This window comes from Candidatus Binataceae bacterium (assembly GCA_035508495.1).
Classification (GTDB): domain Bacteria; phylum Desulfobacterota; class Binatia; order Binatales; family Binataceae; genus JASHPB01.
On the sequence record DATJMX010000058.1, the window covers coordinates 14,683 to 30,066 of the forward strand.

Genomic DNA, 15,384 nt, shown 5'->3' on the forward strand with positions numbered 1-15,384 from the left:
TTTCGCGCTAGTCAGCCGCCTGGCGAGCGGCGCTTTCGATCGCGGCGGCATATTGGAGTTGGAACAGTCGGAAATAAATACCGCGCTGGCTGAGCAGCTCGGTGTGCGTCCCGCTCTCGCGCAACACGCCACTGCTCAACACGAGGATGCGATCGGCGCGCTCAATTGTGGACAAACGATGCGCGATCACGACCGCGGTGCGATCGGCCAACAGTTCATCGAGCGCGATCTGGATCAGACGCTCGGTTTCGCTGTCAACGCTCGATGTCGCTTCGTCCATCACGAGGATACGAGGATCGTACGCGAGCGCACGCGCGAAGGACAATAACTGACGTTGACCGGCGGAAAGATTGGCGCCGCGTTCGCGAATTATTTCGTGCAGCTTGTCCGGCAACCGCTCGACGAAGCGCATCGCCTGAGCGCGCTGGAGTGCGAGCGTGATTTGATCCTCGGTCAGCTCGGTTCGCGAGAGGCGCACGTTTTCGAGCAGGTCGCCGGCGAAGAGGAACACGTCCTGCTGCACGTAACCGATCGTGCGGCGCAGCGCGGTGAGATCCCACTCGCGCACATCGACCCCATCGACGAGGATGCGGCCCGCGGTCACATCGTATTGGCGATTCAGGAGCTTGATTATCGTCGTCTTGCCCGAGCCGGTCGGTCCGACGATCGCGATCTTCTGTCCCGGCTCGACCGTAAAGCTGAGATCGCGCAGCACCGGCTCGCCCTTGCGATACTCGAATACGACATGATCGAAAACGATCCCGCCGCGCGTCGTCGCGGGCAGCTTCGGCTGGGCGGGAGTCGTGATCGCATCGGGCTCGCGCATCACGGCGTGGATCTTTTCCGCCGACGCGAGCGCCGACTGCAGCGCCGTATATTTGCCCGACATCTCGCGCAGCGGCATGAAGAACATCTGCGCGTACTGGATGAAGGCGACCAGCGTGCCGAACGTGATCGCGTGATGAATCACGCTGCCGCCGCCGGTCCATAGAATCATCGCGACGGTCACCGAGCTTATCGCGTCAACGCACGAGAACTGCGCCGCGTCGTAGATATTCGCCATCATCTGCGCGTCGCGGCTCTTGCGGTTGAGCGCGTCGAACTCGCGGCGCGATTCTTTCTCGCGCGTGAAGAGCTGAATCACGACCATCCCGCTGATCGCCTCGGACAAATACGAGTTCAGCGCCGCGAGGCGATCGCGGATTTCGCCGAACACGATTCGCGATCTCACGCGCACGAAATTGAGCAGCACCGCGAGCGGCGGAATCGCGCAGAACGACCACAAGGCCAGGTGCGGGCTGAGGCTCATCATGATCGCGATGATTCCGGCGAGCGTCAGACAATCGACGAATATCGTCAGCGAGCCCTGCGCGAACATGTCGTTGATGCCGTCGATGTCAGTCGTCATACGGCTCACGAGGCGGCCGACCGGAGTGCGATCGAAGAACGACATCGGCAGCCGCTCGACGTGTCGGAACAGCGCCAGCCGCAGGTCGGAGAGGCTATACTGCGCGACCATCATCGTCAGATACGACTGGCCGTAGTTGCTCGTGAACTCGCCGATAACTAGCGTCAGATACATCAGCCCCATGATGACGAGGCTCGGGCCGCCGGCGATCGCGAACACGTCGGTCAGCCAACGGGGACTGTGCGCGTGATTGTCGGCCAGGAAGATGTCGATCGTGAGCTTGACGATGTACGGCTGAGCCAATCCGAACAGCGAGTTCAGCGGCATCAGCGCAGTCGCGATAAAAAACAGCTTCTGGTACGGACGCACGAACGTCCACACCCACTTGAGCAGGTCGCGATCCAATACGCGCGCGAGCGGTTGTTCTTCGGCGATCTGCATCGCTAGTACTGCTCGAGCTCCTCTTCCATCAACTGGCGGCGGAACAGCTCGGCATAGATGCCGTGCTGCATCATCAGTTCTTCATGTGTCCCGCGCTCGGCGATGGTGCCGTCGTCGAGCACGATAATCTGATCGGCGTCGCGAACGGTCGACGCGCGATGCGCGACGACGATCGTGGTGCGGCCGCGCACGCTTTCCTCGAGGCTGTGCAGCACCGATTTCTCGGTTTCGGTATCGACACTCGAGAGCGCATCGTCGAGCACCACGACGCCGGGATTATAGGTGAGTAGCCGCGCGATCGTGACGCGCTGCTTCTGCCCGCCCGACAGCGCCATCCCGCGCTCGCCGACTATCGTCTCGAAGCCGTTGGCCAGCGCCTCGATATCGGGCTCGAGGCCCGCGATACGCGCGGCGCCTGCCACCTCAGCCATGTCGGCGTTGGTTTTGCCGAACGAGATGTTGCGGGCGAGCGTGTCGGAGAAGAGCGTCGGCTCCTGCGGCACCATCCCAACTGCGTGGCGCAGCGCGGAGAGCGGCACCTGGCGCACATCGGCGCCGTCGAGCAGCACGCGGCCCGCGGTCGGGTCGAGCAGATGCACCAGCAGCTTGACCATCGTCGATTTGCCCGAGCCGGTGCGGCCGACGATCGCGAGCTTTTCGCCGGGCGAGACTTTCACGTTGATATCGCGCAGCGCATATTGCGTCTTGCCGTTGGTCGGCATGCCGTCGCGCGCGAAGTAGCTGAACGACACGTTGTCCCATTCGATCGCGCCGCGCACGCGCAACTCCGTGACGCCGTTGGCGATCGCGGCGTGCGGCTTCACGTCGAAAAGATCGGCGAGCCGCTTCATCGAAGCTTTGCCGCGCTGGTAGAGCGAGATCATCCAGCCGAGCGAGGTCGTGGGCCATGCCAACTGTCCGAGGTAGCTCATGAATGCGACCAGGTCGCCGATCGACATGTGATGCAGCATCACCATGCGACCGCCGTAGATCAGCACGATCATCGTGGCGCTGGCCGACGCCGAGCGGATCATCGGCATCATGCCGCCGCGCACGCGCGCGAGCGCGAGGCCCTGTTCATTATAGTCGTCGTTGATCGCGCGGAATTGCGCGCGCTCATGCTCCTCGAGCGTGTACGCCTTGACGACGTGGATTCCGGCTAGGCTCTCCTGGACCTTGGCGCCGATGGTGCCGAGTCCTTCCTGGACCTTGAGGCTTCTGGCCATGAGGCTGCGCGTCAGCCAGCGGATTCCGATGAGCAGCACGACGTACGGCATCAACGCGAACATCGTGAGATGCGAGTTGAGATGAACCATGAACACGATCGCGTAGCCGTAGTAGAGAGGAGTGTTGGCGAAGGTCAGCACGCCCATCCCGACCAGCATCCGCACCGCGGTGAGGTCGTTGATCATGCGCGACATCAGGTCGCCGGTCTTCATCCGCTCGTAGAAGTCGGTACCGAGCCTGGTCAGATGCTCGAAGAGATCGTTGCGCAGGTCATACTCGATATCGCGGCCGATGTTGAAGATTGTGAAGCGCGAGAACCATCGCACGATGCCGAGGCCGATTGCCGCGAGCATCATCAGCTTGGCGTAGTGCGAGACGATTTCAATATGGCCCGCCTGGGTTGCGTTGATCGCATCGCGGATGAACAGCGGGATGATCATCGCGAGCGTAGCGGTCGCGAAAGTACAGAGAATCCCGAACGAATACCGCAGCCAGTAGCGGCCCATGTATAAGAACAGGCGTTTCATGCCAACCAGCCCAAATTATCAGTTACGCTACGCGATTAAAGAGATCGCGCCTTTTTTCTGGGCAGCCGGCGCCGATCAGAGCGATTTGCGGGCATTCAGCCGCCGCTCGTAAAGCTTGGCGTACTTGAGGAATACATAGAAAGCAGAGGTCGCCGCGCCATATAAGCCGTGTGCGCCGTGCAGAAATCCGCCGCGCACGAAGTAGTAATTGATGAAGCGCCAGGCGGGATTCGCGAACATCCGGAACGTGGTCAGACCGTCGGCATCGAGCTCCTCTGCGGAGGTCGTGCTGAGGCGGTTGATCGTCGCGACGTGGTCGGCGATGTCGCTATAGCTGAAGTGCAGAATCGGATGCTCGAGCTTGCCGAGGCTGCCGTTCACGATCACTTTGTCGTGGGGATCGCGGCCGCCGATTTGCGAGCGCTCACGGCGAAAAAGCCGCACCGGAGTATCTGGCATCGATCCAGGCGGCGAATACTGCCCAAGGTGATAGAGGATGCGCGGGATGCGATAGCCGTCGGCGGCGTCGGGCAACGAAACCGCGCGCAGGATTTCGTTGCCAAGGTCGTGCGTCGCCTGCTCGTCGGCATCGAGGATAAGCACCCAGTCTCCAGTCGCGTGCTCGACGCCGAAGGTTCGCTGCGCCATGAATCCTGGCCATTCGCGCTGATGGACAATCGCGCCGGTTTCACGAGCGATCTCAACCGTGCGATCAGTCGAGAACGAATCGACGATAATCCGTTCGTCGCAGAACCATGCACTCTTGAGGCATTGCTCGATCATGGCCTCTTCGTTGTGGGTCAGCGTGACCAGCGAGATCTTCGGCCGCTCGCTCATCGTCAATTCGTCGAATGCTGAAGCTGTTCGATCACTTTCGATGCGATCGTTTTGAAGGTTCCGCTCACCGGATGCGCCGGATTCGTCGCGACGATCGGGCGCGCCTCGTCGCCGCCTTCGCGCAGCTCGCGCACGATAGGCAATTCGCCGAGGAAGGGCACGCCCAACTCCTCAGCGTATCGAGCGCCGCCGCCATGCGCGAATATCTCGTGGCGATGACTGCACTTGCGGCACACGTAGTAGCTCATGTTCTCGACCACGCCGAGGACGGGGACGCTGACTTCCTGGAACATCGCAACGCCGCGCTTGACGTCGAGCAGCGCGATTTCCTGCGGCGTGGTCACGATCACGCCGCCGTCGAGCGCGACCCGTTGCGTGATCGTAAGCTGCGCATCGCCAGTGCCGGGTGGCAGGTCGAGCACGAGGCAATCGAGCTCGCCCCATTCCACGTTGAACAGGAATTCGGTCTCGAGCTTCGTGACCATTGGGCCGCGCCAGATGACGGGCGTTTCATCGTTGATGAACAGCGCCATCGAGACGTAGCGGATACCGTAGCGTTCGAGCGGGATGATGCGCCGATCGTCGGTGAGCTTCGGCGCCTCGAGCACTCCAACCATCATCGCGACACTGGGGCCGTAAACGTCGGCGTCCATCAGACCGACGCGCCATCCAAGAGCGCTCAATGCGAGCGACAGATTCACCGCGACTGTAGATTTGCCGACGCCACCCTTGCCGCTCGCGACGGCGACGATGTGCTTCACGCCGGGAATCGGCTTGCGCGAGGGCATTGCAGCTGCACGCTGCTGCGGCGCTGGCGCCTGCTCGATCTGAACGTTGACGGCAGGCACGCCCGGCATTGCCCCGACAGTTTGCTTAACCTCGGTAACAATCTGCTCGACGATTTCGGGTTTGGCCGTAGTCGCGGCGAGCGCGACGGTCACGCCGGCAAATGCGACTTCGATATCCTTGATCAGGCCGAACGACACGATGTCGCGGCTGAAGCCGGGGTATTTGATTTTCTTGAGTTCGGTGAGAATTTCCTGCGGACTCGGCATCAGGTTTCCAATCGCGCGCGGTGAGAGGCGCTTTTTCGTCCCATCATGTTATCATCCCCGAAGCGCCGGAAAAATGTGATGCGCCGACGCTTCAGAGAGACTGGTGATGTCGAAATCCGGGAATCTGACAGTTCGATTTGCCGCAGCGGATGGCGAAGGTGCCGCCGGCGCCGCGACCGAACTTCAGTCAGGCCTTCGCGCGATGCTAGGGGTTCGAGTTGATGCCGTGCGCGACTCGTCAATCGTATCGCATTCGATGCGAATCGAGCTGGGCGGTGACTCCTCAAATTCAGCAGCGGCCCAAAAGCTCGATGGCGATAGTTTTGCCGTTTCACGCAATGCTCAAAACGCTATAGCGATCCACGCGGGGAGCGAGCGCGGACTCATTCACGCCGCAGCGAGCGTCCTCGAACATCTCGGCGCGCAATTCCCGGTGGGCGCGCCACCCATCTTTCCGCACATCGAAGCTCGGAGAATAGCTGCGATCGAGAGCTTTGCCGTGACGCCAGCATTCAAACGGCGGGCGTTCGTATCCGACATCATGACGTGGAACTACCTCTTCCCCGAGCGCCTCGCGCTGCATCTCGAGCACGATCGCGAGTTCATTCCGTGGATGGCGCGGCGCGGCATCAATGCGTTCTCCTACATCCGGCACGCGCACGACACGCGGCTTAAAATCGATGAGCTGTCGCCGCTGCTTGCCTCGCGTGGAATCGATGCCGAGTACGGCGGTCATGTCCTCCAAACCCTGCTGCCGCGCGAGCAGTTCGGCTCGCACCCCGAATACTTTCCCGCTACCGACGACGGCGAGCGGATGGCGGCCGGCAACCTTTGCGTGTCGAATCCCGCGGCGATGAAGCTCGTGCGCGAGGGCGCGCTCAAGTACGTGCGCGATTGTCCGGAAAACACTCTCCTGCATATTTGGGGCGCCGATGTGAAACGGGGCGCGTGGTGCCGATGCGGCGCGTGCCGTGAGCTTTCGCCGCAGCTTCAGTATATGGCGGTCGTGAACGCAATTGCTGAGGCGCTCAGCGCAGACGCGTCCGCGCCGCCGGTTGCGTATCTCGCTTATCACGACACAATCGAGCCGCATCCGGCGCTCAAGCCGCGTGACAATGTGTGGTTCGAATGGGCGCCGCGCGAGCGATGCTACGTGCACGCGATCGACGACGCATCGTGCGAGATCAATCCGCGCTATCTCGATACTCTGAAACGTTATATCGATCTGTTCGACGGCCGCGGCCACGTGTTCGAGTACTACGCCGACTCGATCCTGTTCAGCGGGCTCGGTTTCGCGATGCCGCAGGTGATCGCCGCCGATCTGAGGTGTTATCGCGCGCTCGGGATCGAGAGCATTTCGTGTCTGACCTTCGGCGCCTACAGCGCGCTCGCTTATCCCGTCAATCTCGAAGCATTCGTGCGCGGCTCGCGGGATGTTGATTTCGATCCCGAGACGGTCGTGAAGGATACTGCGAACGGCCGCCACCCGCTATGCGGTGCTGCGATGACCGGGGCGTATCGAACAGTCGCGGCTGCTTCGAAGCTGGTTCTCGATTACGGCGACGTTGTGCCGGTGATGAAGATCGAGCCCGCGCGCCGCGATCGGAAGCGCACCGATTTGGCGCAGGCTTCTTCGATCTTCGTACGCGCGGTCGCTGCGGCCGAATCGATCACGAACGCGGTGCGCAGCCCGCTAACCAACAGTGAGCGCGAGCTGTGGCGCTTCAGCTCCGCGATCCTTGGCGGACTCTCCGACTATCTCGATGCGTTGCAATCGCGCGACGTGCCGCGCGGCGAAGACGCGATCAAAAAGCTCGACGGCGCGATCGAGCATATCCGGCGCATCGATCCGCCGATCAAAGGAACCTGGGGCCCGTATGACCTTGAATGGATGCGCGAGCTTTGGTTAGGAGGTTTGCGCAGAGCGCTCGGAGCGGGGCAGCAGCCCGCGGAGGACATATTCTGATGGACAACGATACCGGCTACGCAATCGCGCCGGAGCTCGATGCGGCGCGCCAGCAGGTCCGCCGCATCATCCGCGACGAGATCATTCCGATCGAAGCCAAGGTCGATCCCGATGCGGCCGAGATTCCCGAGGACGATTACTGGCGCCTGGCGAAGAAAACCCAGGTCGCCGGCATGTGGTGCATGGGCGCGCCGCGCGAAGTCGGTGGCCAGGTGCTCGGCACCTTCGACATGTGCGTGCTGACCGAGGAAATGGCGCAGCATCGCATGGGCCTCTACAACCCGGGGTGCGGCGTGTTCGGGCGCACTCCACCGCCCGTCATCTACGCCGGCACGCCCGAGCAGATTCAGCATTACGCGGCCGGCACGATCAAGAACGCGTGGTTCACCTTTTTTGCGATCACCGAGCCGAGCGGCGGCTCCGATCCTGCCAACGCCATCCAGTGCCGCGCCGTGCGCCAGGGCGACAGCTACGTTCTCAACGGGACGAAGATTTTCATCTCGCACGCGCATGAGGCGGAGTGGGGCGTGGTATTCGCGCGCACCGATCCCAAGGCGGGCCGCAAAGGTGTGACCTGCTTCATCATCAAGAAGGGGCAGAAGGGATTCAGGGCGCGGCCGATTCGCACGCTGCGCACCTCGGCATTGCCCAACGAGGTTCAGCTCGAAGATTGCGTGGTGCCGGTTGAGCAGCGCCTCGGACCGGAGAATGGGGGCCTCGACCTGTGCCTCGATCTGCTGACACGCCTGCGCTTTCCATACTCGGCGTGCAATATCGGTGTCGGCGTTGCCGCGCTCAAGATGGCGATCGACTACTCGAAGCAGCGCCGCACGTTCGGCGAGCTGCTCTCGAAACGGCAGGCGATCCAGTGGATGCTCGCGGACTCGGAAGTCGAACTGCGCGCCGCGCGGTGGCTGACTTGGGAGGGCGCATGGAAGGCCGATCGCAAGGAAGACTTTCGCACTGAGGCGTCGATCGCAAAGCTCTATTCGAGCGAGGTGCTCGGCCGCGTCATCGATCGCGCCGTGCAGATCCACGGCGGCTACGGTGTGAGCAAAGAGTTTCCGCTCGAGCGATGGTACCGCGAGGCGCGCATCCGCCGGATCGGCGAAGGCCCAAGCGAAGTGCATCGCATGGTGATCGCCCGATCGCTCTTGAGATAAGCTGGCGCGGTTCTTAGAAGGAAGGAGTCATTTGCGATGTCGTTGCCGCTTGAGGGAATCCGCGTGATCGATTTCGGGCAGGTGTATGCCGCGCCCTACTGCACGCTGCAGCTTGCCTACATGGGCGCCGAGATCATCAAGATCGAGCCGCCCGTTATCGGTGATGTGCTGCGGCGGCCCGACCTGCCCGGCGGCGCGAACTACTCCTTCCTGATGCTCAATGCTAACAAGAAGTCAGTCACGCTTAACTTAAAGCACGAGCGGGCGCGAGAGATCGTTTTCAAGCTGCTCGAAGATGCCGACGTGCTGATCGAGAACTATCTCGAGGGCGTGATGGAATCGTTCGGGCTCTCGTACGAGCAGCTCGAGCCGCGTTTTCCACGCCTCATCTATGCCTCCGGCAAGGGCTACGGTTCCACCAGCAGGTGGGCAAAGCTGGGCTCGATGGACAATACGATCCAGGCCTCGTCGGGATTCATCAGTATCACGGGATTTCCCGATCGCGGGGTTAAGACCTCCGCGACATTTATCGACATGGGCACCGGCAGCCACCTGACGAGCGGCATCCTCGCTGCGCTGATTCATCGCGGCAAAACGGGACGCGGCCAGAAGGTCGAAGTGGCGATGCTGGAAGTGGCGGTGCCCGCGCTCACGAGCGCGCTCGCGCCGGCGCTGCAGGGGATGAAGTTCAAGCGGCTCGGCAATCGGCATTGGGGCGCGTGTCCGACCAACATCTATCCCGCACAGGACGGCGAGATCCTCATCTTCTGCCTGACCGAAGCGCACTGGCGAACCATCGCGAAGATGATTGGGCGCGAGGATTTCATCGCCGATCCGCGATGCGCCAACCACGGCACGCGGCTCAGGATCGCCGACGAGCTCGACGAGGCGGTATCGATCTGGACGAGTCAGCATCGCCGCGACGACATGATCGCGATGCTGATCGAGGCGGGCGTGCCCTGCGCTCCCGTGCGCCAGTTGGAGGAAGTGGCGGCCGATCCGGAATTGCTCGAGCGCCGCACGCTGGTCGAGTCGGAGTATCCAACGCGCGGCGCGATCAAGGTGGCAGGCACGCCGATCAAGCTCTCGGAAGCATCGGATGAGAGCAAGCCCGCGCTGAGACCGCCGGTCCTCGGCGAGCATACCGCGGAGGTGCTGGCGTCGATCGGAATCGACGCCGCCGAGCTGGAACACCTCCGCGATGACGGCGTGATTTGAGGATGACTTTCTGTCATACGATCGACAGTTCTTTGTCCCCTTTTGGCCAATGGCTGCCGTCGACTCTGTCATCCTGAACGAAGTGAAGGATCTCGGAGGTCCCGCGGAGTCGGGACCGGTTCCGGAAAGCGGGCGCGTGAGCGCCCTTGATCAGGAAATAAGGAAAGCGCTACGCGCGCTTGCCGGTACCGGCCCCTTCGGAGGCCTGCGAGATCCTTCGATTCCGGCAGCCGCTCAAGCGAAATCTCCTTGCGTCATGGTGAGCGGTGTGGGCGAAGCGAACGCAGTCGAATCCATCGCGGACAGTTGCGCGTTAGCGCAGCCGGTACCGGTTTTGTGATGCTGCCTTCCATTCTTTGCTTCTTACAGCTTAGCCCGCCACAACCCAAAAGGCACAATGAGGAGAGCTTCGCGAGCTCGGAACCGGTACCGGCTCAACGCGACGCTGTCCGGCATGGATTCGACTGCGTTCGCGCTGCTCACCATGACGGATTGGACGGGCCGCTAGTCAGCAACATGAGCAGCCCCGACACTTCTTCACAAACTCTCGGGATGACGGACTAGATGGCAGCCAGTTGATTTGTATGACGGTGAGAAGTTGCTCGATCGGGTTGATTTTGATGGGAGCCTTGTTGCTTTGCCGCACTTCATCGACAGCGCTTGCGCAATACCTCTCGCCCCGGGGATTCAATGCTGACCTCATCACGCCGGCCGGAATCCATGTGCAGACCAACGGGCAGTACAAGACCGCGGCGGCGAAGCGCTCGGCGGCGGCCGCGATCGATCGCTATTGGCAGGAAGTCGATCGATGTATCCAGGGAGTGTTGTCGCCGACCGACGTGCAGTTTCGCAAGCTCGTGCCCGAATTCCCGCGCCATCTTTCGATTGAGATCGCATCGGATTGGAAAATCGTCGAGGGCCCGCAGAGCCATCTCAAGATGCAGGCGTTCCCCTCGATGGTGCGGCCGGGTGCTTTCATCACGGCCCGGCGCGAAGAGGAAGCGCTATACATCAAGGTCGTTCCCGAACTGAACGGCCTTGCCAGGCAGATGGCCGGTGAGTTGAACCTGTGGGTATCAGGTCATACCAGCGCTATGGCGAGCGATCTTTCCAACGAATGCGCCGACCTTGCCTGCTTTCGTTTTGATTACGACAACGCTCCATCGCAAGCGTGGCAAAGTTGCTCAGAGTAGCTTATCGCAGCCTAGTGTAGATAATGGGCGTTAACTGGATTCTCGCGGGAGCATCTGATTTAACCTAAGACATGGCATGGCAAAGGGGGATGCGAGCCTGGTCTGCGTCGGGCTATGTAGTGCGCGACGCCGACATCCCGGATCGCCTCGAGCTCGATTCGTCGCCGCGCTCGCAAAGCGTCGAGACCTTTGTCATGACGCGCGCTGCGGAGCGGGCGTGGCTCAGGTTCAATCAGCATCTCGAAAGCGCGCGGGGCGCGGTCTTCTGGGTCAGCGGTCCTGCGGGATGCGGCAAGACTCATTTCCTGAATTATCTGCTCGCGCTGCAGAATCGCGCCGGCGCGATGACGGCCGAATCGTCAAGGCGGCTCACGTGCGGAATCGAACTGGCAGGCCGCGTCGGCGCTTCCGAGCTCGAGGCCTATCTGCTGAGCGCGATCGCAGAGCAGATCGGCGCGCGCGGCGACGAGTTGTGGCGCACGATGCGTGGCGCGGCGGCGCTCCAGGTCGCGCTCCAGCAGGCGGCGCGCGTGGGCTTTCATGCCCTGACGATCGCGATCGATTGCGGGCTCGCCGAATGCCGGGCGGTTGACGATTACGTTGAGACCATCGCCGAGGTCGCAGCGAATGCGAAACGCGCGCGCTTAAATCTGATAATCGCGGCGCGCAGTCGCGGTCCGCGCGCGGCGCAGGCGCTCGAAGTCGCTCCCGCCGATTCGATCGAAGGCATCGGCGCGGCGATTCGCCGCACGCGCGAGCTTGGCGAGGGCGCCGATGCTCTGGTTGCGCGCGCATACGCCGGGATGGAGATGCGCGGATTCGATCCGCTCGGCATCTATCCATTTCATCCCCATGCGGCCGCGGCGCTGCCCGGGATTGCTGGACCGCCACTCACGTTTGCCCGCGTCGCACGTATCGCGCTGGGTGCGGAGCAGGCTAATCGCGAGCGCGTTGAGCGGCTCATTTATCCAGCGGATCTCCTCGCATTCGCAGCGACTGCGCGGCTCGGTGATTCGGGCACCGATGCGCTCGCGATCATTCGCGATGCGGCCCAGGCTTATGTCGGCAACGAGGCTGAGCTCGCGCGCGAGATTGTCGACACGCTGGTCGTCGAGCATCTTGCGGGTGTGACTGCATCATTGACGCTCACTGAGATCCAGGCGCGCCTGCCTTCGCTCGCGCAACGGGTCGGCGAGTCGTGGACGCGCAATGCCATCGAAGGCGTGCTCGACCAGCTCGCGGCGCGGACGCGCGGCGTGATTCGATTTGATGCTGACGGCGCGCGGTTCGATCCATCGGCAGCGGCGGTGCCTGAGGTCGCGCGCTTCAACTCGGCGCTCAAGCTGGTGCGGCGCTTCGATCCTGCGCTCAGCGCGTCGCGCGAGCTGCCGGAGCTAAGCGCCAAGCTGAAGCGCCTCGAAAATGCGATGGGCTCGAGGGCGGACGCCGCGATTGGCGTCGAGCGTTTACTCGCGGGCGCGGTGCGCGAATCGGGAATGACGACGAGTGCGGAACAATCGCGAACGATCGCCGAGTTTGTCGCGCTCGCACAAGGCTCAGCGCGAGGGTTGATCGAGCTTGGCGCCGATTCCGCGCGCGCCGAAGCTGCGCTCAAGACGGTGGCGGCTTACGAGGCGATCGCGGCTGCGGCAGCGGCGATTCCACGATTGGCTACGATGCGCGAGTACCTGAAAGCCACCGGCCTGCGCGCCTCGAGCGAGCTGCCTTCGGGCCGCGACGGCGCGATCGTTGCGCTCGAGACTGAATGCGAGCTGCTCGCGATCGAAACCAGCCCGCGCGCCCTGAGCGCGATTCCACGCGCGCTCAAGGCGCTCGAAGCGCGTTTTCAGAAATTCAAGTGGACCTATGTTCAACTCTATTGCGTCGCGCACGAAAACTGGCGCGCTGAGCTCGCGCGCCTTGATCCGATCGCTGAAGATGCGCGGCGGCATCTCGAGGCCCTCACGCGCTTGAACGCGATAAGCGCGCTCGGTCCGCCCGTATCGGCGGAGCTCGACGCCGCGGTGAAGCTGGTCGCCACTCGCGTTCGGCGCTGCGACTTCGACGGACCGCTCGCGCCTGAGACGATGCCGCGCTGCCCCGGATGTTCGTTCACGCTCGGCACTGAGCCGCCGCGCCAGGCGCTTAGCGATTTGCTGGATCGCCTGCGGCGCGCGATCAACTCCAAGCTAGCCGCGCTTTCGCAGAGCGTGATCGCCGCGCTGATTCGCGAGCACGACACGGGGCGCCGGCTCGAAGGGGTGCTCAAGATTATCCAGGCATCGCAGACCGACGCTCTCGTGCAAGTGCTCGACGAGCGGCTCGCGCGCTACCTGGCGCAACTGCTCGACGATAATCTCGGTGCGGCGCAGCCGCCGCGCCAACCGATCTCGATCGTTGAACCGGCAAGCTCACACGCGCCAATGCGTCGCCACGCTCGCGATCCAAATAGTCGGTTTAAGTGAGATGCGAGCCTAGGCGGCGCGCTTTTGCTTAGGTCCGGGCGGGAAGGCACTGGCGCGCTTGCGGCGCGGCCGGAAATTGAGCCGATCGAGCAGCCGAAAATACCGGTTACGAACGATCTCGAGAGCCCAGAGAATTCCCATCCCAAGGAGCGCACCTATGCCGCGGAACATCTCGAGCACGAACTCGAACCCGCGAAGTTCATTGATCTGGAGCGGCGCCTCTGGCTGCTGATTTTCCATCAGTTCAAACATTAAAGGGCGGAGCCCTTCTATGCAAGGTGCTCCGCCCTTTTCAGGTTCCGGGTTCAGGTCATGGAGGTGGCGGAAGCGCCGGCGCTGAGGCCGATGCCTCGCCGGAGGGACTTGCAGCTTCGAAGTTGTCCATGATCGTGAGCGTCACGTTATCAAAGCGCGCTTGGGAATCATCGCGGGTCCACAGTCCGATCTTGCCCTTGGCGATCTTCGAGTCGTCGATGTCGAAGACCATTTTGTCGTTGTCGTAGGCCGTGAAATGGCCGCCCTGCGCGATCACCTTGAGCTTGTACCAGGTGTCCTTGTCGGTCGGAACCACCTGCTGCTTCAGGACTTCGAGCTTGCCCGCCGTCACGCGCGAAATCGCGAAATAGTCACTCGGGCATCCTGCGGACAATACGTAGTAGTTCGAAGCATCGACGTACCGGAAAATCAGACCGCCTGAGCAATCGAAGCGGCCACCCACCGACTTGAACGAAGCTTCCAGGGTGAGATCGCCATATTCCTTGGGATCGTCAAAGATCGCGATTGGATAGTACTCCAGCGCATGCGTCAGCGATGACACGAGGCTCCCGGCTTCGATGCCGAACGTATTAGGCTGGCTCGGCGCGCTCGGATCGGGAATCACCGTCCAGTCGCCCTCGATCGCCTTCCATCCCTGTGCCACGTTGCCGGCCTTATCGGAATCGAAATTCCATACTTTCTGCTCAGGTGTGGGCGTCGCCGTCGGCGTCAGTGTCGCCGTGGGGGTCGGCGTCTCCTTGGCCTTCTTCTTACCTCTTGAATGAGCGGCGGGGCTCATCACCAGCACGATCGCGACCGCGCCCGCTGTCGCGACTGCGGCGCTCCGCAGCCAACTACTTCCTGTCATCGTCTATCCTTCCTCCGCCGCGATTCCGAGGCGATTTAAGTTATGAAGTGTAGAAAGCGAGAATCGGCGCGAGTTTCGCCAATGACGGGCGCTGCTGTCAAGCCAATAATCCCTGAAGATAGGAAGATTCTTCGGTATGGGGCCGGAATGGAGAGCACCTACTGAGTATTAGGATCGGATCCTGTTTTCGCCTTTTTTTCGCATACATAACTTGGGTCTAGTGATGTTTTTTTTTGTAACGCGACGCATTCTCCTTGACCTTGGTGGTTGAGAGTGGGAGATTGTGGGGCGTAATGGAGGAGTCGCGGTGTTCAACGGGCGGTACGAACATGCGATTGATGATAAGGGCCGAGTCGCTATCCCGGCTCGTTTCCGCGATATCCTCACGCGCGAAGGCCACGATAGCCTCTACGTCACCAACTTCTATTTCGATCGCGAAGCCTGCCTTGAGGTTTATCCTCCCTCGAACTGGGAAACCTTGCTCACCAAGGTACGCGAGAAGGCGAGCTTCGATCCAGACATGCAGGCGTTTGAGACTTTTTATATCGGGGGCGCGTTTGAAGTCCCCGTCGATCGCCAGGGGCGCATCTTGATTCCCGAGGTGTTGCGCAATCACGCCAAGCTCGAGCGCGACGTGGTGTTCTCGGCCCGCCGCGATCATTTTCAGCTCTGGAACAAGGAATTCTTCGAGCGCATGCGCACCGCGAACGAAGAGAAGATGAAAGATCCGCAGTTCTACGCGAAGCTTGGGATTTGACGGG

The 15,384-nt window shown here is 61.9% G+C and carries 12 protein-coding genes; 6 read left to right on the plus strand and 6 right to left on the minus strand.

Annotation, left to right across the window (positions count from 1 at the left end; all coding sequences use genetic code 11):
• Window positions 1–7 precede the first annotated feature (7 nt).
• The 4 genes from VMA09_18655 to VMA09_18670 form a co-directional block, all read right to left on the minus strand.
• Complete coding sequence (locus VMA09_18655) at window positions 8–1,849, minus strand: ABC transporter ATP-binding protein (GenBank protein HUA35638.1); 1,842 nt, start codon at window positions 1,847–1,849, stop codon at window positions 8–10.
• A gap of 2 nt (window positions 1,850–1,851) precedes the next feature.
• The gene (locus VMA09_18660; protein HUA35639.1) at window positions 1,852–3,603 is read right to left on the minus strand and encodes an ABC transporter ATP-binding protein; all 1,752 of its coding nucleotides are present in this window, start codon (window positions 3,601–3,603) and stop codon (window positions 1,852–1,854) included.
• A gap of 75 nt (window positions 3,604–3,678) precedes the next feature.
• Window positions 3,679–4,440, minus strand: coding sequence for a glycosyltransferase family 2 protein (locus VMA09_18665; protein ID HUA35640.1), 762 nt, complete (start codon window positions 4,438–4,440; stop codon window positions 3,679–3,681).
• 2 nt (window positions 4,441–4,442) lie between these two features.
• On the minus strand, window positions 4,443–5,495 hold the full coding sequence (locus VMA09_18670) for an Mrp/NBP35 family ATP-binding protein (protein ID HUA35641.1): 1,053 nt from the start codon (window positions 5,493–5,495) through the stop codon (window positions 4,443–4,445).
• A 226-nt stretch (window positions 5,496–5,721) separates the two neighbouring features.
• Here VMA09_18670 and VMA09_18675 point away from each other — a divergent pair, with 226 nt between their 5' ends.
• The 5 genes from VMA09_18675 (at window position 5,722) to VMA09_18695 (ending at window position 13,500) form a co-directional block, all read left to right on the plus strand.
• On the plus strand, window positions 5,722–7,461 hold the full coding sequence (locus tag VMA09_18675) for a DUF4838 domain-containing protein (GenBank protein ID HUA35642.1): 1,740 nt from the start codon (window positions 5,722–5,724) through the stop codon (window positions 7,459–7,461).
• Entirely contained in the window at window positions 7,461–8,624 is a 1,164-nt protein-coding gene (locus tag VMA09_18680; GenBank protein HUA35643.1) for an acyl-CoA dehydrogenase family protein, read from the plus strand. The genes VMA09_18675 and VMA09_18680 overlap by 1 nt, the downstream gene beginning before the upstream one ends.
• A gap of 36 nt (window positions 8,625–8,660) precedes the next feature.
• Window positions 8,661–9,842 carry a CoA transferase gene (locus VMA09_18685; GenBank protein HUA35644.1) on the plus strand — a complete coding sequence of 394 codons (1,182 nt, stop codon included), beginning with the start codon at window positions 8,661–8,663 and terminating at the stop codon, window positions 9,840–9,842.
• A 620-nt stretch (window positions 9,843–10,462) separates the two neighbouring features.
• Window positions 10,463–11,035: a hypothetical protein gene (locus VMA09_18690; protein HUA35645.1), complete on the plus strand. Its 573-nt coding sequence runs from the start codon at window positions 10,463–10,465 to the stop codon at window positions 11,033–11,035.
• Between the two features lie 71 nt (window positions 11,036–11,106).
• Entirely contained in the window at window positions 11,107–13,500 is a 2,394-nt protein-coding gene (locus tag VMA09_18695) for a hypothetical protein (protein ID HUA35646.1), read from the plus strand.
• Window positions 13,501–13,509: 9 nt separating this feature from the next.
• On the opposite strand, the gene VMA09_18700 is transcribed toward VMA09_18695, so the two are convergent.
• On the minus strand, window positions 13,510–13,752 hold the full coding sequence (locus VMA09_18700) for a hypothetical protein (protein ID HUA35647.1): 243 nt from the start codon (window positions 13,750–13,752) through the stop codon (window positions 13,510–13,512).
• A gap of 58 nt (window positions 13,753–13,810) precedes the next feature.
• Complete coding sequence (locus VMA09_18705; protein ID HUA35648.1) at window positions 13,811–14,623, minus strand: family 16 glycoside hydrolase; 813 nt, start codon at window positions 14,621–14,623, stop codon at window positions 13,811–13,813.
• A 307-nt stretch (window positions 14,624–14,930) separates the two neighbouring features.
• Between VMA09_18705 and mraZ the strand changes: the two genes are divergently transcribed.
• Window positions 14,931–15,380: a division/cell wall cluster transcriptional repressor MraZ gene (gene mraZ / locus VMA09_18710; GenBank protein HUA35649.1), complete on the plus strand. Its 450-nt coding sequence runs from the start codon at window positions 14,931–14,933 to the stop codon at window positions 15,378–15,380.
• Window positions 15,381–15,384 lie beyond the last annotated feature (4 nt).

Coding starts and splice junctions, on each gene's coding strand:
- VMA09_18680 (HUA35643.1), top strand. CDS start 7,461: ATGGACAACGATACCGGCTACGCAATCGCGCCGGAGCTCGATGCGGCG.
- VMA09_18660 (HUA35639.1), bottom strand. CDS start 3,603: ATGAAACGCCTGTTCTTATACATGGGCCGCTACTGGCTGCGGTATTCG.
- VMA09_18670 (HUA35641.1), bottom strand. CDS start 5,495: ATGCCGAGTCCGCAGGAAATTCTCACCGAACTCAAGAAAATCAAATAC.
- VMA09_18685 (HUA35644.1), top strand. CDS start 8,661: ATGTCGTTGCCGCTTGAGGGAATCCGCGTGATCGATTTCGGGCAGGTG.
- VMA09_18690 (HUA35645.1), top strand. CDS start 10,463: ATGGGAGCCTTGTTGCTTTGCCGCACTTCATCGACAGCGCTTGCGCAA.
- VMA09_18700 (HUA35647.1), bottom strand. CDS start 13,752: ATGTTTGAACTGATGGAAAATCAGCAGCCAGAGGCGCCGCTCCAGATC.
- VMA09_18705 (HUA35648.1), bottom strand. CDS start 14,623: ATGACAGGAAGTAGTTGGCTGCGGAGCGCCGCAGTCGCGACAGCGGGC.
- VMA09_18655 (HUA35638.1), bottom strand. CDS start 1,849: ATGCAGATCGCCGAAGAACAACCGCTCGCGCGCGTATTGGATCGCGAC.
- VMA09_18665 (HUA35640.1), bottom strand. CDS start 4,440: ATGAGCGAGCGGCCGAAGATCTCGCTGGTCACGCTGACCCACAACGAA.
- VMA09_18695 (HUA35646.1), top strand. CDS start 11,107: ATGGCATGGCAAAGGGGGATGCGAGCCTGGTCTGCGTCGGGCTATGTA.